The 25,657-nt window shown below is 50.1% G+C and carries 19 protein-coding genes; 1 reads left to right on the forward strand and 18 read right to left on the reverse strand.

The genetic code is table 11. From position 1 onward, the window contains the following. The 17 genes from J7L64_09665 to J7L64_09745 form a co-directional block, all read right to left on the reverse strand. A partial coding sequence (locus J7L64_09665) for a methyltransferase domain-containing protein (protein ID MCD6452609.1) occupies positions 1–2,307 on the reverse strand: 2,307 nt, incomplete at its 3' end. A gap of 51 nt (positions 2,308–2,358) precedes the next feature. After that, positions 2,359–4,764 (reverse strand): hypothetical protein, encoded by a 2,406-nt coding sequence (locus J7L64_09670; GenBank protein MCD6452610.1) that lies wholly within the window; start codon positions 4,762–4,764, stop codon positions 2,359–2,361. A 4-nt stretch (positions 4,765–4,768) separates the two neighbouring features. Then, the gene (locus J7L64_09675) at positions 4,769–5,461 is read right to left on the reverse strand and encodes a glycosyltransferase (GenBank protein MCD6452611.1); all 693 of its coding nucleotides are present in this window, start codon (positions 5,459–5,461) and stop codon (positions 4,769–4,771) included. A gap of 3 nt (positions 5,462–5,464) precedes the next feature. Continuing rightward, positions 5,465–7,804, reverse strand: coding sequence for a hypothetical protein (locus tag J7L64_09680; protein MCD6452612.1), 2,340 nt, complete (start codon positions 7,802–7,804; stop codon positions 5,465–5,467). Positions 7,805–7,856: 52 nt separating this feature from the next. After that, the gene (locus J7L64_09685) at positions 7,857–9,245 is read right to left on the reverse strand and encodes a glycosyltransferase family 39 protein (GenBank protein ID MCD6452613.1); all 1,389 of its coding nucleotides are present in this window, start codon (positions 9,243–9,245) and stop codon (positions 7,857–7,859) included. Then, a complete protein-coding gene (locus J7L64_09690) occupies positions 9,238–10,491 on the reverse strand; it encodes a glycosyltransferase family 4 protein (GenBank protein MCD6452614.1) in 1,254 nt (417 codons plus the stop codon). Before J7L64_09690 ends, J7L64_09685 begins: the two co-directional genes overlap by 8 nt. 9 nt (positions 10,492–10,500) lie before the next feature. Next, positions 10,501–12,015 (reverse strand): oligosaccharide flippase family protein, encoded by a 1,515-nt coding sequence (locus tag J7L64_09695; GenBank protein ID MCD6452615.1) that lies wholly within the window; start codon positions 12,013–12,015, stop codon positions 10,501–10,503. A 50-nt stretch (positions 12,016–12,065) separates the two neighbouring features. Continuing rightward, a complete protein-coding gene (locus tag J7L64_09700) occupies positions 12,066–13,289 on the reverse strand; it encodes a glycosyltransferase family 4 protein (protein MCD6452616.1) in 1,224 nt (407 codons plus the stop codon). Next, entirely contained in the window at positions 13,286–14,671 is a 1,386-nt protein-coding gene (locus J7L64_09705) for a glycosyltransferase family 39 protein (GenBank protein ID MCD6452617.1), read from the reverse strand. The genes J7L64_09700 and J7L64_09705 overlap by 4 nt, the downstream gene beginning before the upstream one ends. After that, the gene (locus J7L64_09710; GenBank protein ID MCD6452618.1) at positions 14,655–15,881 is read right to left on the reverse strand and encodes a glycosyltransferase family 4 protein; all 1,227 of its coding nucleotides are present in this window, start codon (positions 15,879–15,881) and stop codon (positions 14,655–14,657) included. Before J7L64_09710 ends, J7L64_09705 begins: the two co-directional genes overlap by 17 nt. Then, positions 15,874–17,115, reverse strand: a complete 1,242-nt coding sequence (locus J7L64_09715) for a glycosyltransferase family 4 protein (protein MCD6452619.1) — start codon at positions 17,113–17,115, stop codon at positions 15,874–15,876. Before J7L64_09715 ends, J7L64_09710 begins: the two co-directional genes overlap by 8 nt. Next, a complete protein-coding gene (locus tag J7L64_09720; protein MCD6452620.1) occupies positions 17,112–17,852 on the reverse strand; it encodes a polyprenol monophosphomannose synthase in 741 nt (246 codons plus the stop codon). The genes J7L64_09715 and J7L64_09720 overlap by 4 nt, the downstream gene beginning before the upstream one ends. Before the next feature lies 1 nt (position 17,853). Next, positions 17,854–19,062, reverse strand: a complete 1,209-nt coding sequence (locus tag J7L64_09725) for a DegT/DnrJ/EryC1/StrS family aminotransferase (protein ID MCD6452621.1) — start codon at positions 19,060–19,062, stop codon at positions 17,854–17,856. A gap of 139 nt (positions 19,063–19,201) precedes the next feature. Beyond that, positions 19,202–20,455, reverse strand: coding sequence for a glycosyltransferase family 39 protein (locus J7L64_09730; protein ID MCD6452622.1), 1,254 nt, complete (start codon positions 20,453–20,455; stop codon positions 19,202–19,204). A 5-nt stretch (positions 20,456–20,460) separates the two neighbouring features. Further along, positions 20,461–21,390 (reverse strand): flippase-like domain-containing protein, encoded by a 930-nt coding sequence (locus tag J7L64_09735; GenBank protein MCD6452623.1) that lies wholly within the window; start codon positions 21,388–21,390, stop codon positions 20,461–20,463. A gap of 6 nt (positions 21,391–21,396) precedes the next feature. Next, positions 21,397–22,362, reverse strand: coding sequence for a KpsF/GutQ family sugar-phosphate isomerase (locus J7L64_09740; GenBank protein MCD6452624.1), 966 nt, complete (start codon positions 22,360–22,362; stop codon positions 21,397–21,399). Next, the gene (locus tag J7L64_09745; protein MCD6452625.1) at positions 22,362–23,225 is read right to left on the reverse strand and encodes a glycosyltransferase family 2 protein; all 864 of its coding nucleotides are present in this window, start codon (positions 23,223–23,225) and stop codon (positions 22,362–22,364) included. The genes J7L64_09740 and J7L64_09745 overlap by 1 nt, the downstream gene beginning before the upstream one ends. A gap of 121 nt (positions 23,226–23,346) precedes the next feature. Between J7L64_09745 and J7L64_09750 the strand changes: the two genes are divergently transcribed. Beyond that, positions 23,347–24,630, forward strand: a complete 1,284-nt coding sequence (locus tag J7L64_09750; protein ID MCD6452626.1) for an FAD-dependent oxidoreductase — start codon at positions 23,347–23,349, stop codon at positions 24,628–24,630. Here the strand turns inward: J7L64_09750 and J7L64_09755 are convergent. Beyond that, positions 24,620–25,615, reverse strand: a complete 996-nt coding sequence (locus J7L64_09755; protein MCD6452627.1) for a glycosyltransferase family 2 protein — start codon at positions 25,613–25,615, stop codon at positions 24,620–24,622. The two genes, J7L64_09750 and J7L64_09755, sit on opposite strands and share 11 nt — an antisense overlap. Between the last annotated feature and the right edge of the window lie 42 nt (positions 25,616–25,657).

Raw genomic sequence — 25,657 nt, forward strand, 5'->3', positions numbered from 1 at the left:
GAGGATTATCCTTCCTCGGGCTATCCTTTCTATCTCGGTCGCCATCTTCCGAAAGCCTTCGTCCGATACCAGATGGATGAAAAGGCTCACCGCAAGCACGGTATCAAAGCTCTTATCCTTGAAGGGGAGGTTTTCTCCATCAAAGTTTACCAAGAGAGCGCCCTTTCCCTTTGCCTTTAGGAGCATAGGAAGGGCGAAATCCGCTCCTACTTTAATAAGGTTTTCCGGTATTGCAGAGAGGATCCTTCCATCGCCACAGCCTACTTCGAGGATTTTTCCATTATCTTCCCCATATTGGTTGAGAAGGGAACGAAGTGCCTCTTTTTGGGCAAAATCAGTATTTTCAAGCTCTGAAATAGCAACTCCAAGGCGCATAACCCGGTGAAGCCCGGAGAACTCCTCTGCCCGTTTTTCCCAGAAGTAATGGAAGGAAAAGGTTTTTAACTCTGGGATCTCCGCTTTTACCAGTATCTTTCCATCTTCCATCATCTCCTCGGAGAGGATTCGGTAATGATGGCGTTGAAGCAGTTCCCTCAAGCTTTCCCGTGATTGGATGTTTATATGCCCAACAAAGCCAAGCCAGCCAAGCCGTGCCCGTTCCCCAGGATCGGCAGGGAGGGATTTCTTCCTCTCCCTATGTTTTTCCCCTATAGGGGTATGAATGATCAATCTCGCCCCAGCTGAGGCTATTTGGGGAAGCTTATGGAGGAGGATATCAAGTTCCCAATCGTAGAGATGTTCGAAGACATCAGCCATTACGATGACATCGAATCTTCCCTCTTCCTTGAGCTGATCGATATTCAGTATGTCGAGTTTTTGCACCTTGGCATTTGGGGTCGAGGAGATGAGCCTTTGAGCATAGCGGACTGCATCAGCGCTATAATCGATGCCAAGGGCAAATTTTACCCTTTTTGCTGCCTGATAAAGGAGTTCCCCTCTCCCACAACCGATATCGAGTAGGCGGTCTGACGGGACAAGCTGGCAGGCGGAGAGTATGCGGGCGATTCGGGGATAGAGTGCTTTCCCTCGGCTTTTTTTGAAGAGCGCTACCTCCTCAGGACCGCCGAGCATATTCTCGAGATAATACTCGTCGTAAGTGGCCTCTGCCAGGCGGAAGAAACCTGCTCCTAAGTCGATAATCCTTTCCCCCTCTTTCTCCTCCTCCCTTTCCTCTTCTTCACCTAAATGAGCGATGATCCTTTTCACCAGTCGTTCGCCGTTTTTACTCCAGTCGAGTTCTTCTTCTGCTTTCTTCCTTGCGTTTTTCCTCATCCGGGCGAGGAGATCCCTCCTTTCAGCAAGGAGGAGCATTTTCGCTGCGAGATCGAGGTGATCGACCTCGAACCGGGGAAGGAGGTAGTCCGAGGGAAGTATCTCCTTGACCCGGGCAAGAAGACCGGTCTCCTCATTTTCCACCCATTCGTTCATAGCTGGAGCATCAGTGGTAATGACGGGGATCCCCGAAGCAAGTCCTTCCAGGATGGTTAAACCTAAACCCTCTGCCTTCGATGGTTGAACAAGGACATCGCCTCGATGGTAGAGTCCAGGAAGAGGAAGACTTTTCTCTACCACTTCAATTGCAGGATGGGAGGAGATGGCTTCCTGAACCTCTTCGGGATAGCCGGTAAGTGGACGTTGGGTATGGATGAGCAATCTCATCCTTTCGTTCGCCCGGAATGCCTCGAGGAAGGCGGAGACCACTGCCTTGGTATTCTTTCGCTCTCCTGCTCCGCCCCAACCAGCATTATGGAAGAAGACAGTGAGTTCATTCCCCCTGGCTTTGGGAAAAAGCTTCCAATTTACCCCCCAGCGGTTCAGAATGAGTTTCTCCTCTGGTATTCCTTCGTTTAGAAGTAGCTGGTAGCAGATCCTGGTAGGGCAGATGATGAGGTCGCATTTTTTGTAATGGGGTATCTCCTCTCGCTTTACCCAGTCGATGGTGAGATAGCAAGCGATGGGGATACCGGCGTTATTTAGAGCGTCGATCAGTTCAAACTGCCGTTCTTCGTTTAAGATGACGATGTCAAGGTTATTTTCATACGCCCAATCGACGACCCTTTCTTCAGGGATGAAATAATCGAGGTTTATCTCCAGATTTTCGGTAACCCACTCTCCACTCACCTCAGGGGGGATGAAACGGACCTTCCCCGGTGCTATCGGTACCGGTCCCGGTCGGGCAAGGAGGAAGGTGTTCGCTCCAGCAGAGGAGAATGCTTCAAGCATCGCCCGGGTTACATAGGCTTGCCCTCGGGGAAACCAGCAGGAGATAAAGCCGATATTGTATCTACCTTTATAGTCAAGCGTCATCTACCAACTACCGCAATACATTCCATTTTACAGTTTTTATGATATCACGTTTTACGCCAAAGAGGTAGAGCGAGGAGAGCGGTGACGGTAATAGCGGGTAAGGAGGAGGAGAAAAACTAAGAGAATTAATGCTGACAGTGATATTCCCTTTCCCAAAAGGTAGCTCTTTGGCTTAAAGACGAACATTATCCGATGCTTGCCCGGGGTGAGATAGATCGCCCGGAGAATATAATTTGCCCTTAAAATGGGAAGCTCCTTTCCTTCCCCTATCTCATAAGCCTTCCAACCAGGATAATAGATCTCGGAGAGGACGAGATAGCCAGGAGAAGCAAGTTCCGCGGTTATGATCATCCGATTCGGCGATGAGGAAATTATCTTTGTCCGTGTTTCCCCTTTTTTGTTTGAAAGGGTGCCTATTCTTTTCTCCAAGATGACCGTTTTTCTTGGATCTATCTCAGTTAACCGAGTAAGTATCTTCCCTTCCTCGGCTATCACCTCTGCCTGATGAACGATGAAAGCCCGAGGTAGAACCTCCTTGTTCTCGTAGATATGGATGGTGAGGGCTCTCCCCTTTTTATCGAGTGTCTTTTCTCGGAATACTTCGGAGAAAGCGGGGTTACTACTTTCCTCTTTAGCTATGATGTATTTCACATTGAGGAGGCTTAGAAGGTTGAGGTTCTTTATATCCGAAAGCCTCACCCGTTGGATGGGAAGCATTTCCCCTGGTGATGTGTCCCTAAGCCCGGCGATCAGGTTGGTAAATTCAACATACCGCCTGAGGACAAGGGGATGGGCGCCAGTTATCTTCTCTATACTGTAATGGCCGGTGAGGTGTTGCCTTGTCCGCACCAGATCGAGTATCCGAAATTGGGATTTATCGCTTTTTAGGAACTCTATCGTCGGTATTGGAGCGAAGACCTTATTTAAACTTTCCGTCTTGGTGAAGGGAAGATGAAGTATGAAGAGATCGACGATGATTATCGCGGTGATAAGAAGAAAAAAGGATCCCCTTTTGAGCTTCCCTTTGAGGAGATAGAAGATGGCGATTCCCCCTCCTACAAAAAAGAAGAGGAAGGAAAGTAGATTTTTCCGGAGAAGATGGTAGAAAAGAGGGACCTTGGCGGAGATGAACGCTCCCTTTTCCTGATAGAAGGTGGTACCGATCTTCTTTATAAAGCTCATCGCCGGTGAAGGAAGGAGGATAATAAGGGCTCCGATTATGAGGCTTAGCCCAACGAGGATTATGATCGTCAGGCGAAGTTTTGTTTCCTTTTCTTTCCTCTCTTCGCTTAAGAGCCAATCGGTGCCCAATCCGGCGAGGATAGCGAGGGCAAAACCGTAGAGGAAGAGGTAGGTTGCCGGAATGCGAAAACCGCGGAAGAGAGGAATAAGGTAATAGCATAAGGCGAATAACGGGGTACTTCTTCCTAAAGAGAACAAAAGGGCAAAGGAGCCGAGGACGATGAAGATGGTTTTATGCCTTCCCCGGGTGAAGATAATGCCCAATCCGGCGAGGATCAGAGGCAGGATGCCACAATATAGTCCAAGCTCCCAGTAATTGGGAGCGCCGAAGTAATCTCCGTTTACCGGACTTCCGTAAATGGTAGGGAAAATGGCGGTTATAAGGTGACGGATGGGTAGGGAGAGCGAGGAGGCATAGCTTAGACTTGCCTCCGTTCTCGTGGTCATCTTTACGAACTCTAATTGGGGAAGAAGACCCCCAAGGCTCAAAGGGATGAATATAGCTAATCCGCAAACCGCAGTGATGGCTCTTTTCTTTAAGATCGAGATATCTCGCTCTTTCTTGTAGAGGAAGACCAAGCTTAGGGCGAAGTAAAGGAAGAGGGCAAAGCTTGAATAAGCGAAGAGCTGAGGATTGCTTCCGGAAAACTGGAGGAATAAAGCGAGAGCAAAGAGGAGAGTGGTAATCATCCTGGGGTTAAGGATGAGTGCTTCAGTAGCCAAGAAAACGAGGGGAACGAGGGAAATGACGACGAAGTTATTCAGCTGTCCTACCCCAAGTCGGTTCATCAGGGGAGCAGAGAAGGCGAAGATGATGCCCGAGATGAAGCTCGCTTCCCTTGAGAGCCCGATCTTTCTCCCGAAGAGATAGGTGAAAAGGCAGGCAGCGAGGGTATGGAGGAAGAAGAGCAGGCTGAAAGCAAAGCCGAGAGGAAGGAAGAGGATGAGGAAGTTTGGAAAGTAGAAGTAAGTCGGTCCCAAGGGATCGGCAATGAATGGAGCCCCTGAGAAGATGAGGGGGTTCCATAAAGGAAGCTCGTGATAGAGAGAAAAGCTTTTTGTTATAAATTCTTTGAAGAAAGCGTATTGGGTGATTAGGTCAAAGGCAGGAGAGAAGATTCGGTCGGGTTGAGTAAGCGGTTTGGAGAAGAAAAGAAGAGAGAAGAGAAGAAGGAGCACAGGAAAAGCGATCCCTTTCCCCCTCGTTTGAACCATTCTTTTATCTCCTCAGGGCGAAGAAGAGTCGGAAGATATTCCTTATTGCACTGGGCACCCGACGAAGAACCCCTACTCGGGAGCCCCGTTTTTCCACCACCACGGTGGGGATTTCCTTCTTGGGGAGCCCTGCCCGCTCCGCCCGGATGATGAGCTCTGAAGCGAAGATGTCCTTTTCCGTTTGGCAGAGGGAGACAATGGGGAGGATTTTGCTTTTGTTAAACGCCTTGATTCCATGAGTATCGCTCCCCTTGAATCCCAAAAGGATCCGGAGGAAAAGGTTGAACCCAGCGGTTATCGCCCGACGAATAAATGGTCGCTCATCCCTCGCTCCGGGCGCCCGTTTTGAGCCCACGATCACATCGTAGGTGGAAAGGAGGGAAAGCGCTTCCTTGAGAAACCTTATATCCCAATAATCGAGCTCAAAACAGACGATGCGCTCTCCTCCTGCGGCAAGGATGCCTTTCTTCAAAGCACGCCCATAGTTAGGTTCATCGGTGGTTATCACCTTTATTCGCTTGTTATCTTCAGCGAGTGCTGAGGCTATCTCCCTTGTTTGGTCGGTACTCCCGTTTTCGCTTAGGATGAGTTCGTAATCTATCTTTTCCTTCTCGAGGGCTTCCGTAAGCTCGGAGACCGAGCTTTCAAGGAGTTTTTCCTCATTATATATGGGGACTATTATGGAGACTTCTGGCATAGGCTATCCTTTTTTCCTGAGAGGTTGTGCAATTACCTTGATCACCTCTATCTCTCTGTTTTCGAAGACGGGGATAAAGAACCTCCCCGCCTCGAACTTTTCCCGATTAGGATAATGGCTTTCCCTCTTTTTGTAAATAACAATGTAGTCAACGCCGAGGCTGCGGAATATATGGTGAGCTTTTTGAGGGTTTTTAGTCTCAAAGGCATAGTTGAGAAGGCGGAGGACATCCTCATACAGCTTCTCCTGGGTAAGGAAAACCCTGGAGTATCGAGGGTCGAAGAAGGCGGTGCGTCTTTTGCCATACCAGGCTAAGCGTCGGGTGAAGTCTATGGGCTTTGGTTGAACCTTAGCGGGAAGGGGCGTCATCCGGTATATCCAGTGGTAAGCCTGGTACTCCACCTTAGGAGTGATCCAGAAGTAGTACGATTCAAGGAAGATGCCGCAGGCACTGTAGATAACAGCGGAAAATCCTATGAAGGCGAGGAATAAGGAGATCAGCTTTAGGTTCTTCCTTATAAGGAAGAGGATTCCCCATATTATCATCCCAACGATAAGGATGAAAAGCTGAGCCATTTTCACCCTTCCTGAAGATATTTCTATCCCTGCCCTATGAAGGATAAGGGGGAAGAGGAGGGTAAAGCTAAGGAGAATGAGGAGGGCTGTTGCGAATAGGAGGTGATAGAAGGTGCGATATCTTTCAATAAAGGAGCGAAATCGGCGGGAAAGATCGTCGATCCCGGCGAAGAAATGGGTGGCGAAGAGGGCGAGGGCTGCCCAAACGATTAAAGCAACCCGGACGATTACATTGTTCGGTCCGGAATATCCTGGACGGAAGAAGGTCATCAGTATCCCACCACCAAAGATGAGTGAGAGGAGAAGACGATTGAATGGGGTAGAGAAGGCTTTCCTCCTTATAAGAAGTAATCCGAGGACCCCGAAGATGATGATGGGACCGAACTCAAAGAAGTAGTAAAGGGGAGCGTCGAGCAGATTGGTGAGGTTGCTTTCGCCGAAGAAGTGGGCGAACAAAGCCCCATTCAACAGCCCCCCGGTTCCTGCGATTTTAAAGACGAGCTGTGGCTTTGCCAAATTGCTTTTAAGGGTAAGGATAAAGGGAAGGGCGAGGAGCCCTCCGATGATCCCGGTTATTAGGAGGAAGGTAAGCTCCTCTTTCCATCTTTTTTCCCACAGGGAGAGGGCGAGTTCGATCAAAAAGAAGATGAAGAGCCCTACAGCGAGCCCAAGGGTGACATAGCTTGAGAGAGCGGGGGCAGAGGCAATAAGTAATCCACCGATCACAAGGTAGCCTCTTCCCCCGGTCCTTCGAAACCTTAAGAGGAGGAAAAGGTAGATGACAGCGACTATGAACCCAGCTATGTGCTGGGGTACCCAGATCAGGTTCACATAGAAGGAGTGGATCGACTTCGCCCGGAGATCAGCCCAGAAATCGACATATTTGCTGGGGATAAGAGCGCGGATGGTGGCGAAGTTTAATCCTATGCTAATTCCCCTTTTCACGATGAGATTTTTAACAATATGGATGAAGACGAAGACGATATCGAACCCGCCAACCAAACTGAGGGTGGCAGTGGTAAGGAGAGCTGGTTTTTCCTCTCCAAAGTATTCCCGGGCAAGGAGATAGAAGGTGAAAACGAGGAGAAAGGGGAGAAGAAGGGCAAGGGCAAAAAGGGTGCTCAATATGTCCAGCCGAAGGTGAGCGATTTTGACCAAGGCAGCGCCCATTATGTGAAAGAAGTAGAAGTACTCCATAGGATAGGGGTCGGCGATATAGGGGTTTCCTGGTGGGAGCTCATTTGAGTTTAAAAGGGCAAGTCCAACATACATCCTGTTCATCCAGTCGGATACTGCGGTACGGTGGACACCGCGAGCATCCTCGTATCCATGGAAGGCGATGGAGAGATATACGAGCAATGTCAGCACTAAGGTAATGATAATGAGCCACTTAACCTCGCTTCGTGCGATCGGCTTGATATCCTTCCGTTCCTTCTTCTTAAGAAGAGAGCCGAGGATTAAAAGGACGAATAATGTAGCCAAGGAGAGAAGGATATAACTCCGGCTGAAACGATAAAGCCTTCCTCCTATAAACAGGGTTAACGGGGTGATGCCGAGGCTTATACCGATAGAGAGAACAAGTGTTCTTATGTCGAAGAGTCCCCGGTACTCACCGATGAGAAGGAGAGCAAGAGCGCCTGGAACGATTAAGAGGAGGATTATTCCCCCCAGGCTGGAAAGAAAAGGCGAAGAAAAAGCGGAAAGCCCGAAGCCGATGCCCATTGCTATCCCTATCTCTATGAGGACAGCTTTTTTCTTTCCCTTCATCCCAAGTATTCCCTTTTTCTCCGGGCATTATAATAGTTTATCGACAAATACATTACAACCGGCTAAGGAGACGGAAGGGGATGATGAACTTATCGATGACGAGCTGTTTGAACCCCGGATATACATCCATATGGACATATCCCTTCAGGAACGCCCAGTATTGGATAAAGAAGAGCCCGTTATAGAGAAGGAAGAAGTAGGTTATCCTCCTGACCCAGTTGAATGAGTATCGCTCCTCAAGCCTTTTATAGAATGAAGCGATGCCAAAGGCGAAGATGAGGCCGGAGGAGATTAACCTCCTTGCCCCAAAGGCTTCTCCTGCCCACCATTCGCAAACGGCGCTTGCGAGATAAAGCTGAAGGGAAAGTCCGAGAAGGAGATAGAGCGATAAGGTTCTCCTCTTTCTGGGTACGAGGAGGAAGCCGAGGAGAGCAAGTCCATAAAGCGGAGTCCAGGTGATGAGCCCGTGACGACGAGAAAAGAGGAGTCTGTGAAAGGCGGGTTTAAGGAAATAGATGAACCCCGATGTGTAAGGGCGAAATTCGTTCTGAGGGATGAGGAGATATTTATCATATATCGCTTTCCAGACGAGGGAATGAGGGGAGAAAGCGAGGACGAGGAAGAGGAGGAATAGCAGATGATTCAGGAAAAGCTTTCCTACCTCTTTTAGCTTCCTCCTTTTGAGGAGCTGGGAGTAGAGTATCAAGGACTCGACCAAAGGGATGGCGAGGAAAAGGGAATTCTGCCACCGCACCATAGAGGCGAGTCCCCCAAGCAATCCAAGTACTGCCCATTCCCTTGCCTTCCGTTTTCCTCTTGTTTTATCCCAGTAAGAGAGGAAAAGGGAGCTTACGAAAAGCGAAGTCATATGGGAATAGGAAGGGGAGGCTAAGGAGTAGTAAAGGGCGTTCGTTCCCAGCCAGATTCCCAGGGTAGAGTAGAAGGATATCTTCTTTGGGAAGTAGCGGTTGAGGAAGCGGTAGATGATGATGGCAGCGAGGAAGGAGTAGAATATGCTGGCGAGGCAGTAGCCCCCCTCGAGGAAAAGACGGGGGAAGTAAGGGCTTCCTTGAGGAAGGAAGGGAGAAAAAAGGAGGAAGAGCAGATAGCCTAAGAGGAAAAAGGGAGCTGCGAGAAGTGCTGGACCGAAGGCGAATGGACTGGGGGGGTACCCGGTGCGGGGTACCTTAAGGAGCCCCCAGCCGATGGTGTCGTCGAAATCGAGGTAGTTATTGCTTAAGTCGAGATCACGATCGAAGATGAGAGAGGGGAGGTAGATGTAGTACATTATCCCATCCCCTGCTACTAAGTGGTTAGGAAGTCTCTTTGGGAGGAGGATGCGGAAGCCAAAATAGGTGAGGCTGAAGAAGACGAAGATGAGGAAGAAAATGAGGAGGTGGTTATTCCACACTTTGCTCAGGGTTTTCCCTTCCTTAGCCATTTTTTGTCTCCTCTACAAAGGGTTTATAGAATCGGACAAGCTCCTTTGCTACTTCGCTAGGAGAAAATCGAGAAAGGAAGCGTTTTCGCGCCTCCTCGTCCCATTTCCCCTCTTCCTTTAGGAGCTCGCAGGCAGCCAAGCATATCGCCTCAGGGGAACGGGGAGGTACCACTCTTCCTAAAAGTCCCGGCTCAACGAAGGCGGAGATGCCAGTGGTTTCAGTGACAATAAACGGGGTTCGGACTGCTACCGCCTCCGCTATCACCCGGTTCATCGCCTCGAGGATTGAAGGGACGACGAGAAGGTCTGCTCCCGCGAGATGGTCCCTTCCTTCGGAGAAGTGTATCCCTCCGGCGAAGATGACCCTGTCCCTTACCCCGATCCTCTCGGCAAGGAGAGAGAGGTACTCCTGATAATCACCGAAGCCGGGCACCTTGGTGGATGGTCCACAGATGAGGAGTATCGCCTCTGGTATTGAGTTTATAATCATTCTGAAGCCAGAAATGAGGTAGTGGATCCCCTTGAATGGATGGAGCCTCCCTAAGGATAGGATTATTTTTCTATCTTCCGGAATGTTATATCTTTCCCGTATCTTTTTTCTTGCTTTTTCTTTAAACCCTCTATCCCCTACCCCCTTTTTGAAGAACTCATCGAGGATGTTGAGTACGATCACTTCCGATTTTCCGGGTGGAGCTCCCCTTTTCTGGACTATTTCATCCATAAGCGGAGAGATGGAGCGTATCCTCACTGCTCGGCGGAAGGTCAGTTTGAGTAGCCAGCGGGGGACAAAGAAGCGGGCGTAGCCGTAGCTTGCGTCGTCTATTACTAAGATATCTTCCCCCATAGGGGAAACGCCGAAGGGGATGGGGACGAAGAGGCTCCCAATGGCAGCTATCGCCCCGTAGGGATAGGCGATTTCAACATGGATGATGTCTATCTCCTTTCGTTTTTTTCGGTAGTAGCGGATGTAGCCGATAAGGGCGGGGATAAATATCGGGGAGTGGAAGATTATTCCGCTTATTCTCCTTATCAGTCGGCTGAACCACCCTTTCCCGAGGGAGATGTAGGAAACCTTGGCACTCGCTGTTTCATTCGCTTTGAGTGCCTCAGCTATCTCGCTTTTTGGGAGCAAGCCCACTATCTCGAAGGTGTGCCCGAGGCGGGAGAACCCCTCCCCCAGGTCCTGATAGATACCATAACCCATCGTCTTAGGGTTATATGATGGCATAAACATCGATATCTTCATCTTCCCTCCTCATAGGATACGACAGATGGCCTCCTTCAGGGGAAGCCCTGATCTTCTTATAAGGTTTTTTTCCTCTTCGGAGATGACACGAAGGATTCTGAGCATTATTAGGAAGATGAGCCCTCCGAGCAGGGTAAGGATGATCACCTCCTTTATCGAGGTTCCGAGCATCCGCTTAAGCGGAATGAGCACTGAGGAGAAAACGAGTGATGCTCCAAGGGTCTTTAACAGGAAGCGGTAAGGAAAGTGCACCTTGAACAATAGATAACAGGCGAAATTCTCTATCACCGCGATCAAGAGGCGGAGTAACCCTAAGCCAATAGCGGCGGCGATGATGCCGAACCTCGCGCTAAGGATGTAGAGAACCGGGATGTTGAGGAAGATAAGGGAGCGGATGAGGAGAACTGTTTTATATTTTTCGTAAATGGGGAGGATCACCGTACCGCCTACAAGCATTGTCTCGAGGAAGAGGAAGCTTATCAGTATTCGAGCGATGGGGACGGAGGGGAGGAAATCGGCTTTGTAGAATAAGGGGATGAGATCCGGAGTGAGGATAAAAAGCCCCGCCCCTGCCGGTATAGTGAGGAGGATTTGGATCTTCTCGAGGTTGTCATAGGTTCGTCTGAGCTTTTCTATGTCGCCTGTAGCATAGACATTTCCTATTAATGGGCGGAATACCCCGCGCATACTGCTTACTAAGAAGACGATCACCATCATTACGAATTTAAAACCAAGGCTGAAGTAGGCTACTTCCTCTTTTGCCCGGACAAGGGCGATGATGAAGACGGCGAAGTCAACCCCGATAAAGTATCTGCTCAGCTCGTAGAAATAGAAGAAAATGGAGTAAAGGGAGAACCTCTTTCCTATCTCCCTTGCTTTAAATTCTTCTTTTTCCTCCTTTTCCACCGCTTTTATACTTTTCAGGCTATATCTCCCAGCGATAAAAGAGACGGTGAGGTTCGCTGCGGTCATCGCTATCAGGATGCCGATTATGTCGAGCCCTGCCATTACAAACCATATGACCAGCGCTGGCTGGATAAGCTGAAGGAGGGCAGTGGTAAGGTTTACTATCTTCTGTTCAAAATAGGAGTATAGAACATTGTAAAAGAAGAGGGTAAGGCTCCTTAGCACCACTATGATGCTTATCAGACGGATGTAAAGCACCCCCGAGGCGCCGAAGCCGAAGCGAAGGGAGAACCGGGTGGCGAATATGTTTAGAAGGAGGACGAGGATGAGGAGGACGGCGCTTCTTAGGGAGATGGTGAGCTTGAGGAAGGAAAGGAGTCCCTTCTTTCCGAACCTTTCTTCAACCTCAGGGACAAACTTGGGGAGGCTTTCACTTATCCCGAGCCCAGAGTAAGAGACGATGGTGTTCACCGTAGCCAGGATGACCGAATATATGGCATAGCGAGAGACACCGAGAAAGCGAACGACCACGATGGACGCTGCCCAGTTTATAGCCATTATCAGAGGGGAGGAGATGACATTCCACAGGATCCCTCGGGTTACCTTCCTGATGAGCATTTTTCCCTCGCCTTTCTTCCTTCAGGTTATAGATGATGGAACGCTCTCGATCAACCTTTCCCCACCGTTCCCTCAAGGACCTCCCGGTAAAAGCGGATGTAGGTATCGGCTATTTTATCGAGGGAGAAAATTCTCTCCGCTTTTTCCCTTGCCTTTTTGCCCATCTTTCTTCTTTTCTCCTCGTCTAAGGCGAGCTCGATTACCGCTTTAGCAAAGTCTTTCGGCTCTTTCCCGGGTACGATGATCCCGTCCTCCCCGGGGGTTACGATTTCCTCCGATATCCCGGGCATAGCGGAGATGACCACGGGAATGGAAGAAGCCATCGCCTCGATGATTACTGTGCCGAACCCCTCCTTTCGCGAGGGAAAGAGGAATATATCGGATGCCATAAGATATTCTTCTACATTCTCCTTGGCGCCGGCGAAGATGATCTTTTTTCTTAAACCGAGTTCCTCTATTTTTTCAAGCATCCTTCGAGAGAACCTCGTTCGCTCTGGCTCTTTCTCCTCATCGAACTGGTAGGGACCCACGATCAATAGATAGGCGTTTCTCACCTTCTTATTTATTTCCGCGAAAGCGGAGACGAGGATATCCGCTCCCTTCCGCTCGATGAAGGAGCCGACGAAGGTGATTATGATCCCGGCAGTGGGAAGATCGAGTTTTTTTCTCAGAGTGCTTTTATCGGTAGCGGGGCGGAATCGTTCGGTATCCACCCCCTGGGTTATTATCCTTATTTTCTCTTTGGGGAGCCCGACAGCGAGATAAGCCTGATAAAGCGCCCGGGATATGGCGACATAGCCATCCAAGATGGAAAAAAGAAAGAACTTCACCCTTCGGAAGTGGTCCTTTGTCTTTATCGTTATTGCATCATCCGCCCCCATCAGGGTCATCTCCATAATCATCTTTTTCCTGAAGAGCCGGGAGAATAAAGATGCCGCATAAAGGGCATCGGTCTTGGTGTGGAGGTGGATGAGATCAAACTCCTTTCGATGTTTTATCAGGTATAAAAAGAGCTTAATGGCGAAGCTTAGATTCCACAATCTTCTTCTCTTTCTTGGGCTGGTTTCGATCAGGGGTACGCCGGGTACTATCCGGTGGATGAGGTAGCCGTCTTTTTCCTCTTCTTTTAGATAATCCTTCCTTCCCGCCGAAACGAAAGTAACCTTTACCCCCTTTTTTACCAGCTTCTTCGCCACCTCCTGCATCTGGATGCCCTGCCCTGAGAAATCGGGGTAGAACTTCTGGATGATCATTAGGATGCGAAGCTGGTTCATTTCCCTCCCTCGTAGAATGAACCCCGGTTAAAGAGGAAACGATAGGCGATATCGAAGAGCCTTGGCGGCACCTTGAATATCTGGTTATAGGCTACCTTACGGAAGGAGACCGGTTTGTCCTTGGGGATCATCCCGGTTACATACTGGATGATGAAGAAAAAGTTCCAAATGATGAGGAAGGCTGAGATAAGGTAAATCGCCTTTCGGGGGAACCTCTTTTTTTCGAGATAGTCGATGAAGCCGGCAAGGCCGAAAGCAAAGATGGGAGTGGTGGAGATGAATCTCCTCGCCCCGAAGCTCGCCCCACCCCACCAGGTCTCATAACAGCCGAGGATATAAACCAGGGCAAAGAAGGCGGTGAGGAAGGGGAGGGAGAGCTCCGCCTTTTTTCGCGAGATAAGGAGAAGACCGAGGACGGCAAGGAAGATAACGGGTGTCCAGCTAAATAGACCATGGAATGAGGAGAAGAGAACCTCGAGGAAATGGTAAGGGAAATAGGTGAATTTTTTCACGATGAAGGGGGTCGGTCCCAACCGGCCATTAAGGATGTAGTAGATGATAAGTTGTGGGGTGAAGATTAGAACGGTGAGGAGGACGAACAGGGTAAGTCCGATGAGGGTTGATTTCGCTTTTGTCCTGAACTCGGCCTTCCTCGTTTGGTAAAGGATGATCCCTCCTTCGACAAAGGGAATGGTGAGGAAAACCGCATTTAGATCGCGGACGAGAAGGGCGAGCCCACCAAGCGCCCCCAAGATGAGAAACCGGCGAAAGGAAAGGTCTCCCCTCGTTTTCTCCCAATAGAAGATGAAGAGGGAAACGGTAAAGAGCGAGGTAGAATGCGCCATCGGCGGGGTGAGGTACATATAGAAGACGAGCGAGGATCCGAACCAAAGGAGGATAAGCGAGATGAGTGAGGGGAAAAAGGAGAAATGGCGTCGGAGAAGGAGGTAGATGAGTATAAGCCCCAAAAAACCGTAAAGGAGGGAGGCAAAGGAAATCATAAAGATGTAGGGAAAGGAATACCCATCTGCTGGGACTTGGTAGCCAAGGAGATTCGCCCCTTTGACTGCAAGATGAGCCAGGGTGAAAAACGGGCTCCAGAGGAGGGAGCAGCCGATGGTAGCATCGTTCAGGCGGTGTCCTGTTGGGGTGACGGTGGTGATGAAGGGAAGGAAGCCCTTATATTTTTCGGGGTTGCTCTCGTAAAAATGGCGGTACTCGTTTTCGAACTGGAGGTCCCGATCGAAGAAAAGGGAGCGGAGATAGGAGAAGTACTTTATCTCATCGGTGGCGTGGAGCCTTGGGGTAAAGAGAGGAAGACTCAAGCCGAATATGAGGATGAGGAGGAGAATCTCCTTCTTTTTTTCACTGAGGCTTTTCATCTTCCCTTCCCTTCTTGGTAAATGGGGCTAAAGCGGAGAGGAAATCCTCCGCCCCCCGCTCCCAGCTGAAGTTTTCCTTGATGAACCGATGTCCCTCTTCTCCCATAGTCTTCGCCAATTCTGGGTTTTTCAGGAGAGATATCACCTTCTCAGCGATCGCCTCTGGCTCAGGAGAAACGAGGAAGCCCGTTTCTCCATCCCGCACCGTGTAAAGAGGTCCCCCTTCCGCTACCGAGACCACCGGGAGATGGGAGTAAGCCGCTTCGATCACCGAGAGCCCGAAACTTTCAAGTTTTCCTGGATGAAGATAGAGATCGGCGGCGTAGTAATAGGAGGGAAGTTCGGGGTCGGGGATGAAACCGGCGAATATGACCTTCTCCTTTACCCCTAATTTAGAAGCGAGCTTCTCAAGTGACTCCCGTTCTGGACCGTCCCCTACGATGAGAGCACGGGCTTGGGGTACCGCCTTCAGTATGTGGGGCATCGCCTCGATTAGGAGATGTATTCTCTTTCTTGGATGGAGATAATTGGTGGTGATAATTATCTTCTCTTTTTCGGTTAACTTATATCGCTCTTTTATCTTTCCCCTATTTTCCCTCTTCTTAAACCGCTCTTCATCGACCCCATGGGTGATCACCGTTGCCTCCCGCCCGTATACCCTTTTTATCTCCTTTTTCCCGAATTCGCTGTTTGCGAGCACCCAATCGGCGCTTCTCACGAACCACTTATCAAATAGACGGTAGAGGCTGAAAAACGGAGAGAGAAACCATCCTGCGATACCCATCCGGCTTATTATCTCCTTTCTGTCACGGTAGATGAATCGAGGAGGCTCATAGCAAAAGTAGAAGCAGGGTTTTTTAACCCTTTTTATCTTCTTGATGTACCAGAGGAGAGGAAGCGCTGGTCCGAAGAAGGTATAGCAATCGGCGTCAGGAGGGAGATGAGAAAGAAGTGAGAATGAGAAGAGATAGTCGAAGATGGCGTTCAGATAGCGGTTTCTGAAATACTCAAGCCTTCTTCTTGTATTGATCAACCGCACTTGAGGAGGAAGCTCGGACTGGCAAGAGGGATGGAAGTGATGGCAGAGGATGGTTATCTTTGCCCCTTTCCGGGAGAGGGCGGAGGCGAGTTTGAGGATGAGTCGCTCTGCACCGGAGAGCAGTTTGAACTTGGGAAAGATGAAGACGATGTTAAGACCCTCCTCAGCCATTCCTCCTTTTCCGTCTCCTTATTGCCCGCTCAAAGCAGTTGAGATACTGCTCTCCAACCTTGTCCCAGGTGTGCTTCCTCTCGATCCTTTTCCTCGCTTCTTCCGCCAACTTCCTCCTCAGTTTGGGAGAACGAGCGAGCTTTATTATCGCCTGTGCCAGGGCTTTTTCGTCCTTTTCCGGTATTAAAATGCCGTTTTCCTCGTTGGAGATTACGCTTGGTATCCCTCCTATCTCGCTCGCTACTACCGCCTTTTTTGAGGATAGCGCCTCCATAACCACATTGGGGAGCCCATCCACATTTCCTTCCGCATCGTGGATCGAGGGGACGGCGATGATGTCGGCAGCGTTCATAAAGGCGGGAACCCGTTCCCGGGGTAATTTGCCGGGAAAGAGGAAGTAATCTGCTACCTCGCACTCGGAGGTGAGTTTTTTTAAATTCTCCTCCAAGTCACCTGAACCGGCGATGAGGAACCGGATGTTAGGTACCTCAGCTATTACCATTGGCGCTGCTTTTATCAGATATTCAAACCCCTTCTTCGCCACCAGCCTTCCGATGGCGAAGACGAGGATGTCGTTTCCCCCCAATTTTAGCTCACTTCGCACCTCCTCCCGCATCCTTTCATTAGGATGGAAGGCTGCAGGGTCCACCCCGTAGGGGATAGTGGTGGCGCACTCCTTCCCTCCCCCTATCTTGAGTGCTCGTTCTTTTAGATCGTCACTCGAGGCAGTGATCCAATCGGCGGCATCGAGGGCGATTTGGGCGGATTTTTTGAAGATCCATCCTTTTTCAGCGAGGAATACATCTGAGCCATGAAGGCTCACCACCAAGGGAAGTCCGGTTAATCTCGCCGCAATAGCCGCGGGAAGTCCGTTTGGGAGAAGCCAGTTTGCTTGGATGAGGTCAAAACGGTAGCGCCGGGTGAGGGAGAGGATGGAGAAAAAAAGGGAGCCCAAGGCAAGTGGGGCGATAAGGAATATCCCGTCCCTTACCCGTTCATCAGCCTCAAGTGATTGGGCATAGCCCCATTTTGCGAGAGATTTGGTTGGTGCGTAATGGTAGATGTGGAAGTGGATATTTCCCCCTTCCCTTACCGTAAGTTTTGGGTGTTCCGGGATAAGAAGGTGAACCTCATTCCCCTTTTTTGCGACCGCCTTGGCAATGCTTTCGATGAAGGGAGCAATCACATCCCCCGGGAAACGGGGATATGAGGAGCTCACCATTAAGATCCTCATTTCCTCCCCTGTTTCTTCTGGAAGCCGCGATAGCGCCACCACAGCTTGAGCACGGTGACGAAGGCAGAGTATATCTCCCCGAAGGTCAGATTGGAGGTTCCCCGTTGGCGATTTACGAACACGGTGGGCACCTCCCCAATGCGGAAGCCGAGAAGGTGGATCTGATAGGCGAGCTCACTTAATACAATATATCCCTTTTCTTCTATCTTGTCGAAATCGAGCGAAGCAAGCACCTCGCGACGATAGAGACGATAACCGTTGGTGTAATCGGAGATGGGGATCCTGAGGATAGCTTTGACATAGAAATTGGCTAAATGGCTAAATATGGTTCTCATTGGACCCCAATTTACTATCTTGCTTCCGGGAAGATACCTCGAGCCTATCACCACATCGTATTCTTTTGCCTTCTCAAGCAGTTTTGGAAGATCGACAGGGCTATGGGAAAAATCCGCATCCATCTCCATAATGTAGCTGTATTTCTCCCCTTGGGAAAGCCCGTAGCGGAAGCCATCGATGGTGGCGCCTCCTCTTCCTCCTTTCCCCTCACGATGGATTATCTTCACCCGGGGTTCTTTTTCCGCTATCTCGTCCACGATCTTCCCCGTTCCGTCCGGGGAGTTGTCGTCGACCACAAGGATATCCAGGGGATAAGGGAGGTGAAGCAGTTCCGCTATTAGTCGCTCGATATTCCCCCGCTCGTTATAGGTGGGAATGACGATTAGCGTCCGTTCGTCCATCTTAGCCTAATATCTTCTCGAATGCCTCTACAATGTAGTCGAGATCCTCCTGGTTGAGGTATTGGTGGCACCCGATGTAAAATCCGTTTTTGCCGACAAAGTCGGCGTTGGGCAGTTTTCCCTGATATTCCTCCTTGAGGAAGGAGTAAGCTGGCTGTTGGGTAGGGATGGAACCGAAGAGAGGCCTTGTTTCCACCCCCAATTGTTCCAGCTCATGGCGCAATTGATACCGCGTTATCGGTGCCTCCTGCTTCAATACTATGGGATAAGCGAGATAGCTCACCCGCTCGTCGAAGAGAGGAAGCCTCAGCACCTCCTCGTATTTTTTTAACCGTTCGTTTAAGTAGCGGACATTTTCCTGTCTCCGCTTGAATATCCAATCTGCCTTCTTCATCTGGGTAATACCGAGTGCTGCCTGGAACTCCATCGTTTTGAAGTTGTAGCCGATGATATCGTGGGTGAACCTTGGGTCGTGATCCTCCTCATCAGTTGGCTCTTTGGGACAGTATCCCTTGCTTCGGGTGCAGACGGGGCAATCGCAGAGCCTCCCGTTTGCCTTTATCTTCATCACCAGCCTTCTTATTTCTGGATCATCGGTGGTTATCGCTCCCATCTCTCCAGCCTGAATGTTATGGGCGATATAGAAGGAAAAAGCACCGAAGGAAGACCAACTTCCGGTTCTTTTCCCCTGGTAAATGGAGCCGTGTGCCTGAGCGGAGTCCTCCACCACCACCAGGTTATATCTCTCCGCTATTTTGTTTAGCCGGTCCATCGCACAAGGATAACCCATCAAATGCACTGGGAGGAGGACGGAAAAGTGGTCAGGGTTAGGGGTGTTTTTCAGGAGTTCCTCAACAGCTTCTGGAGTGATGTGGAAGGTTTCTGGATCTATATCAACGAAAACAGGCTCAAATCCTGTCTGAACGATGGCGTTCACCGTGGCAATGTAGGTAAGAGGGGTTGTTATGATCTTGCTTCCTCGACTCACCCGGTATTTATCGTGGTGTACCAGAGCGGATAAGCCCGCCATAATGGCGGCGGTTCCTGAACTCAGGGCAACCGCGTATCTTGTGCCGATATATTCGGCAAATATCTGTTCGAATTGAGCGACCTTCCTTCCCTCCGAAAGCCTCCCCTGATCGAGCACCTCGAAGATGGCTCGTTTTTCCTCCTCGGAGATCCGAAAATCGCCAACCGCTATCTTTCGCATCGCTCGTTCTCCTAAAACAAAGGCAATCAGGCTCAAATTATATCATAAACCATAAGGCTATAAAATCTCCTTTCGTAAGCTGAGACTATCAGTACCATTCCTTCACATCCTTTTCGGTTTTAGCGACCGGTTCCTCATTTTATACAGGAGGGGCAAGTTCCGCTTGCCATCTCTTTAAGAATATCCTCTGAAATAGTAGGGAGAGGCTATAGCCGGCGAAGATGATAAAGCCGAGATCGGCGGTGGGGATACGGTATCGCTCTTGGGGGAAGTAAAGCATACAGGTGAAAGCGGAGGAGATGATGAGGAGATATAAGGGGAGGAGTTGAGTTGAGACCCTTCTTGCCCGTAGTGCTCCGAGGATGGCGAGGAAGAATAGAGGGAAGTAAGAGAGCCAGCTGATCAGTCGATGGTGAAGAGATGCCTTGAGTATCGATGGTCCTACCGGGATGAAGAAGTAGAATATCTTCTTCGCAAGGAGGATGAGAAACCACCGCTTATGGGATAGGATGTAGGAAAACGCCAGCCGGTAATAGATCTTCTCCATCTCTTCATAACTCAGGTTCCTATATTTCTCTCGAAGGTTTACATAATCTATCTTGATTTTCGGGTTTGCTCCCATATCCCCTTCTCCCACCGCTTCGGGGTGATTCCCGGTCCAGAAGGTTATTCCCCCTTCCGCGGTTATCAGGACGAACCTCCCGTAGGCTATGTAATTTCGGATGATCCATGGGGTGAGGGTGATAAGAAAGAGAGCGATCAAAACCAATCCCTTCTTCATCCCTTCCCTTACCTTTCCCTTTGGAATGAAGAAAAAGACGGGAGCGAGGGGGACGAAGGTGAGGATAGCGGGGCGACAGAGAGAGGCAGCGCCAAGGGTTAATCCACAGAGGACCGAGGGGGTGAGTTTCTTACTTTCTTTTGCCCGGTAGAGAAGAAGCAGTGCCATCAGAACCAGGCTCATAAATAGGGTCTCACTAAGTATCCTTATTGAAAGCCAGATGAAAAGAGGATAGAAGGCGGAAATAAGAGCGGCATAAAGCCCAACCTTTTCCCCGAAGATCCTTTTCCCTAAGAGAAAGAAGAGGATGACATTTAGGCCCCCTATTATGCAGTTTAAAAGGCGGATCAGAATGAGGTTTTCCCCGAAGAGAAAGAAGAAAAAAGCGACGAAGAAGGGGTAAAGTGGTGCCCGGCGATGGTGCTCCCAGCCCATAAATCCTTCCTCGTCTCCGTAATTGAACCCTTTTCCCTGGGCAAGGTTCCTCGCGAGGATGATGTACTCTCTTCCGTCCCGGGCGAGCGGTTGATCCTTCCAATAGAAAAGGGCGAGCCCCATCCTAAGGAGAATGGCGGTGATTACCAAGATGATAAGTAGTGTCTTCACCTTCATCTCTCTCACCTTGACAATTTAAGCCAAGAAAAAAGGCCAATGCCAGCGTTTATGAGCATCAGGAAGAGGATGAGGAAGGAGAAGCTCACCGCGAGCTCGGGGGAGATGTTGAACTGAGAAAAAAGGAGGATGAGCGTCGCCTCCCGCGTTCCCAGTCCAGCGACGGTTATCGGGATGAGGCTTACCCCCTGGGCAAGAATGACCATAGCGAGGAAGGAAAGGACGGGAATGTCAATCCTTAAGGAACGCGCGAGGAGGAGGTAGCGGAAGAAGGCAAAGAGGAAGGCGATCACCGTTATTCCGAAAAGGAGGAGAAAGTGTTTTGAAGAAAAGGGACTTTCGAGAAGAGCTTCGTTTTTATGTGCAAGTCCTCCCTTTCTCTTCAGGAATAGGGGTGCCAGTTTCCTTATGCTCTGCTCCCTCAGCTTCGGATGAAGGAGGATAATGAGAAAGATTATCGCCATTATGAAGAGGAGGACGAAGATGGAAAGATGGTGATATAGAGGACCGCGAAGGAGGATAAGCGAGCCTATGGAAAGGAAGAGAAGACCAGCGATGTCGAACCCCCGATCGGAAAATACCGCGATTAAGGAGGAGGAAAGGGGATACCCCTTCCCTTTCAGATAGACCCCTTTGGCGAGCTCCCCTACCTGCCCCGGTGTAGCGATGCCGGCAAGAAGTCCCAAGGCATAGAGGTGGAAGGTTTCGACTAATTTTACCTTTACCCCCAAGTTCCTCAAGATGAGCTGGAAGCGATATGCCTTAAGGAGGATGAACAGAGGAGCGAGGGAGGCGGAGATGAGGATGTAGGACCAGTCAGCCGAGGATAGACGCTTGGCGAGGGTAGCGAGATCTATCCGCGATAGGATGTAGACGAGGATGACGATTCCGATCCCGCGGATAAGCCATTTTAACCCCTTCTTCTTTCTCTCCATCTTCCATTAAGCGATCCCTGCCTTGAGGATATCGTGGAGGTGGATGGTGGCATAGGGATGGTTCTCTTTGTCGACTACGATCAAGGCGGTAATGGAGAAATCCTCCATCACCCGGAGTGCTTCCGCTGCCAGGGTCTCTTCCTTTATTGTCTTGGGGTTTTTCGTCATCACTTGGGATACGGGGAGCTCGAGGACCTCCGTTTTCTTCTCGAGGATACGTCTTAAGTCGCCGTCAGTAACCACTCCTACCAATTTCCCCTCATCGTCTATCACCGAGGTGATGCCGAGACCCTTGGAGGTCATCTCGAATATCGCCTCCTTCAAGGTGACCTGGTGGTTGACCATTGGATGCTCATAGCCCGAATGCATCAGGTCGCGCACCCGGAGGAGCAGTTTCTTCCCCAAGGTTCCTCCCGGATGAAGGATGGCGAAATCCTCCCTCTTGAAGTTCCGTCGTCTGAGAAGGGCTGAGGCTAAGGCGTCTCCCATAACCAAAGTGGCGGTGGCGCTTGAGGTAGGGACGATCCCCAAGGGGCAGGCTTCCTTCTCCACCCCAACATCGAGGGTCACATCGGCACTTTTGGCGAGGGGAGAATCGAGTTTCCCCGTGATAGCGATCACCTTTACCCCAAACCGTTTGAAATAGGGAAGGAGGGAAACCACCTCCTCAGTGGTCCCGCTATAGGAGATGGCGATGACGAGATCATCGGAGGTAACGATGCCGAGGTCTCCATGTTTCGCCTCAGCGGCGTTTAGAAAGAAGGCAGGAGTGCCGGTCGAGGAGAAGGTAGAGGCGATCTTCTTCCCGATCAAGCCCGACTTCCCCATCCCGGTTATGATTATCCTTCCCTTACAGTTTAGAAGAAGCTCTACCGCCTTGACGAAATTCTCATCGAGCTTATCTCCCACCTTCCTCAGGGCTTCGCCCTCTAAGCGGAATATCCTTTTCGCCTCGGCAAGATCGTCCTTCATCACTCCCTCCTTTCGAAGCGGAATAGGGCAATCTGTTCTGAAACCAGCCCTACGAGGAAGATGATCACCGCCATACTGATTAAGAGCACCGAGGAGTTGGTTACATGGCGCTCAGTTATTATGGTATAGATGCCGTAGCCTCCCCCCAAGAGGAGGAAGAAGAGGGCAAAGGGGATGAATATCTTGAGCGGATGGAAGAGGGTGATCGTTTTCAGAATGAGGAGAAAGAAGCGAATGCCGTCGGATATCAGGTTTATCTTGCTTCTTCCGCCCTTCCTCTTGAATTGATTGACCGGTTCGAACTTGACCGAATATCCCGCTTTGAGGAAGGCTAAGGTGCAGGTGGTAGGATAGGAGAAGCCATTAGGGAAAAGATGGACGAACTCGAGGAGGTGTTTCCTCTCCGCCGCCCGGAAGCCCGAGGTAAGATCCGGTATCCTCACCCCGGTGAGCATAGAGGCAAGTCGGGCAAGTATGCGATTTCCCCACTTCCTGCTCAAGGGAGAAGCATAATCCTTCCCCCTGGTACCCACCACCAGGTCATAATCGGCGAGTTCTGAAACCAGTTTCTCGATATCCCTTGGATTATGTTGACCATCGCCATCCATAAGGACGACGATCTCCCCCGTAGCGTTTCTTATCCCCGTTTTTACCGCCGCCCCATTTCCCTTGTTGTAAGGATGGCGGATGACCCGCGCCCCCTTTCTTTCGGCGATCTCCGCAGTCTTGTCGTTTGAGCCGTCATCCACTACCAGGATCTCGGAGACGAAGGATAGCTTTTTTACTTCGGAGATTACCTCCCCTATAATCCCTTCCTCGTTATAGGCAGGGATGACTACGCTTACCCGCCTCTTCTCCTCCATTTTTCTCCTTAAAAATGCCGCCGAACCTTTTTAGAGACCGATTTTAACACAAAAGATTGTAAAATAAAAAGTGCATCAAAGTAAACAGAGAGGGAAGAAAAATACGAGGAGAGGAAAAGTAATGGCAGAGGTGGTGATAATTGGGGGAGGATTAGCAGGGCTTTCTGCTGCCTATCATCTGAAACGGAGCTTTCTCCTCTTCGAGAGGGAGGAGCGAGTGGGAGGGCTTTGTCGCAGTATAAAGCGGGATGGCTTTACCTTCGATTTTACCGGACATCTCCTTCACTTTAAGAAAGAGGATATAAAGAAGTGGGTTTTCTCCCTCCTTGGGGGAAACTTGAGACGACACCGCCGTTCCTCCTTTATCTATTCCAAGGGGATCTACACCCGTTATCCCTTTCAGGCGAATACCTACGGACTCCCCCCTGAGGTGCAGGCGGAATGCATCCTGGGTTTCATCGAAGCGCAGAGAGACAAGGGGCATAATGGAGGAGAGACCTTTGAGGGTTGGATCCTTCGCCATTTCGGGAAGGGAATCGCCAAACACTTTATGATTCCCTATAATGAGAAGCTATGGACGGTTCATCCGAGAAGGCTTACTACTGACTGGCTTTCCGGGTTTGTCCCCACCCCGAGCTTGCGGGAGGTCATCGCTGGTGCCCTCTCCGATCAGCCAAAGGGGTTTGGCTACAACGCCTTTTTCTATTATCCCGAAGAGGGGGGGATAGAGGTTCTACCCCGGGCGATCGCTTCTAAGGTTGGTGACATAAATACCGGCGTAGAAGTGAAGGGGATCGATATCAAAAGGAAAAAACTTCTCCTTTCGAGGGGAGGCGAGGTTCCCTACCGCTTCCTTATCTCCACCATTCCCCTTCCCGAGCTTCTTAAGCGGATAAACCCCCTTCCCGAGGAGATAATGAAGGCGGGAAAAGCTCTTTCCTATGCCTCGGTTTATAACTTGAACTTAGGGATAAGAGGAAGAAAAAGGAGAAAAAGGCACTGGGTCTATTTCCCCGAGCGGGAGTTCCCCTTCTACCGGATTGGTTTCCCCACCTTCTTCTCCCGGAAGATGGCTCCTCCTGGGTTTTCGGCTATCTATACCGAGGTCTCTTACTCTCCTCATCGTCCCCTCGATAGGGAAAGGATAGATGCCAAGATAATAAAGGGGCTTATTCAAGCGGGAATAATAGAGAACGAGAAGGAGATCGTGTTGAGGCTTCCTCTTGATATCAAGTACGGTTATGTGATCTACGACGAGGAGAGGAGAAAGGTCCTTCCCTTGATCAAGGAGTTTCTTGAAGGAGAGGGGATATTTTCTATCGGGAGATACGGTGCTTGGGAATACTCAGCAATGGAGGACGCCCTTTCCCAGGGGAAGGCGATCGCCGAACGCCTCAACGGTTAGTTTTTTCCCTCTTTTTATTATGATAATGAATTTCCGGCTTCTTATTGAGGAGGAGTTCGAGCCCTCTTACCCGGTAAAGAAGGTCCTCGATAAGCTTTCTGTTGGCGAAGATCAGGTCTGAGACGAGGCCGATTAAGCTTATCTGGAAGCCGATTATGAGGAGAATTGAAGCTAAGATGAGCGATTGGATATGTCCTGCCCCATTCCCTGTGAAGTAGTAATAGAGGAAGCGGACGGAGATGGCGAGACCAGCCAGGAAGAGGATGCCTCCGATGATGGAGAAGACCTTTAGCGGTTCGTACATCGCATATACCCGGAGGATGGTGCTTGCCGATTTTTTGATGTAGTTCCAGGTGGATGTATAGAGCCGTGATTCCCTGAGTTTCTCGTTCGTCCGCACCGGAATGTGGGTGATACTTATGTTCTTCTTTCCCGCCTGGATGATCGTCTCCAGGGTATAGGTGAACTGAGAGACGATGTTTATCCTCAACGCCGCCTCCCTGTTGTAGGCGCGGAAACCGGAGGTGGCGTCAGGTATTTTGGTTCCTGAAAGCTGACGCACCACCCAACTGCCGAGCTTCTGGAGCTTCTTCTTTATAAAGGAGAAGTAGGGGATGCTCTCTACATTCCGGTCGCCCACTACGATGTCCGCTTTCCCCTCGAGGATCGGCTTTATCAGGTTGGGGATATCTCCTCCGTAGTACTGATTGTCGGCATCGGTGTTGACGATGATGTCCGCTCCAAGCTTAAGGGCAGCATCGAGCCCGGTCATAAAGGCGACAGCCAGCCCCTTTCTCTCGGTGAAGCGGATGATATGATCTACCCCGAGCTTCTTCGCCACCTCGCTCGTCCGGTCGGTTGAGCCGTCATCGATGACGAGTATCTCCACCTCATCCACCCCGGGTATCTCTCTCGGGATGTCCTTCAGGGTGATGGGGAGCGTCTCCTCTTCGTTCAGACAAGGTATCTGGATGATGAGCTTCAATCCTTTCCTCCTTTTATTCGATAATATACCAAATGAGAGGCG

The organism is Acidobacteriota bacterium (assembly GCA_021161905.1).
Taxonomy (GTDB): domain Bacteria; phylum Acidobacteriota; class B3-B38; order Guanabaribacteriales; family JAGGZT01; genus JAGGZT01.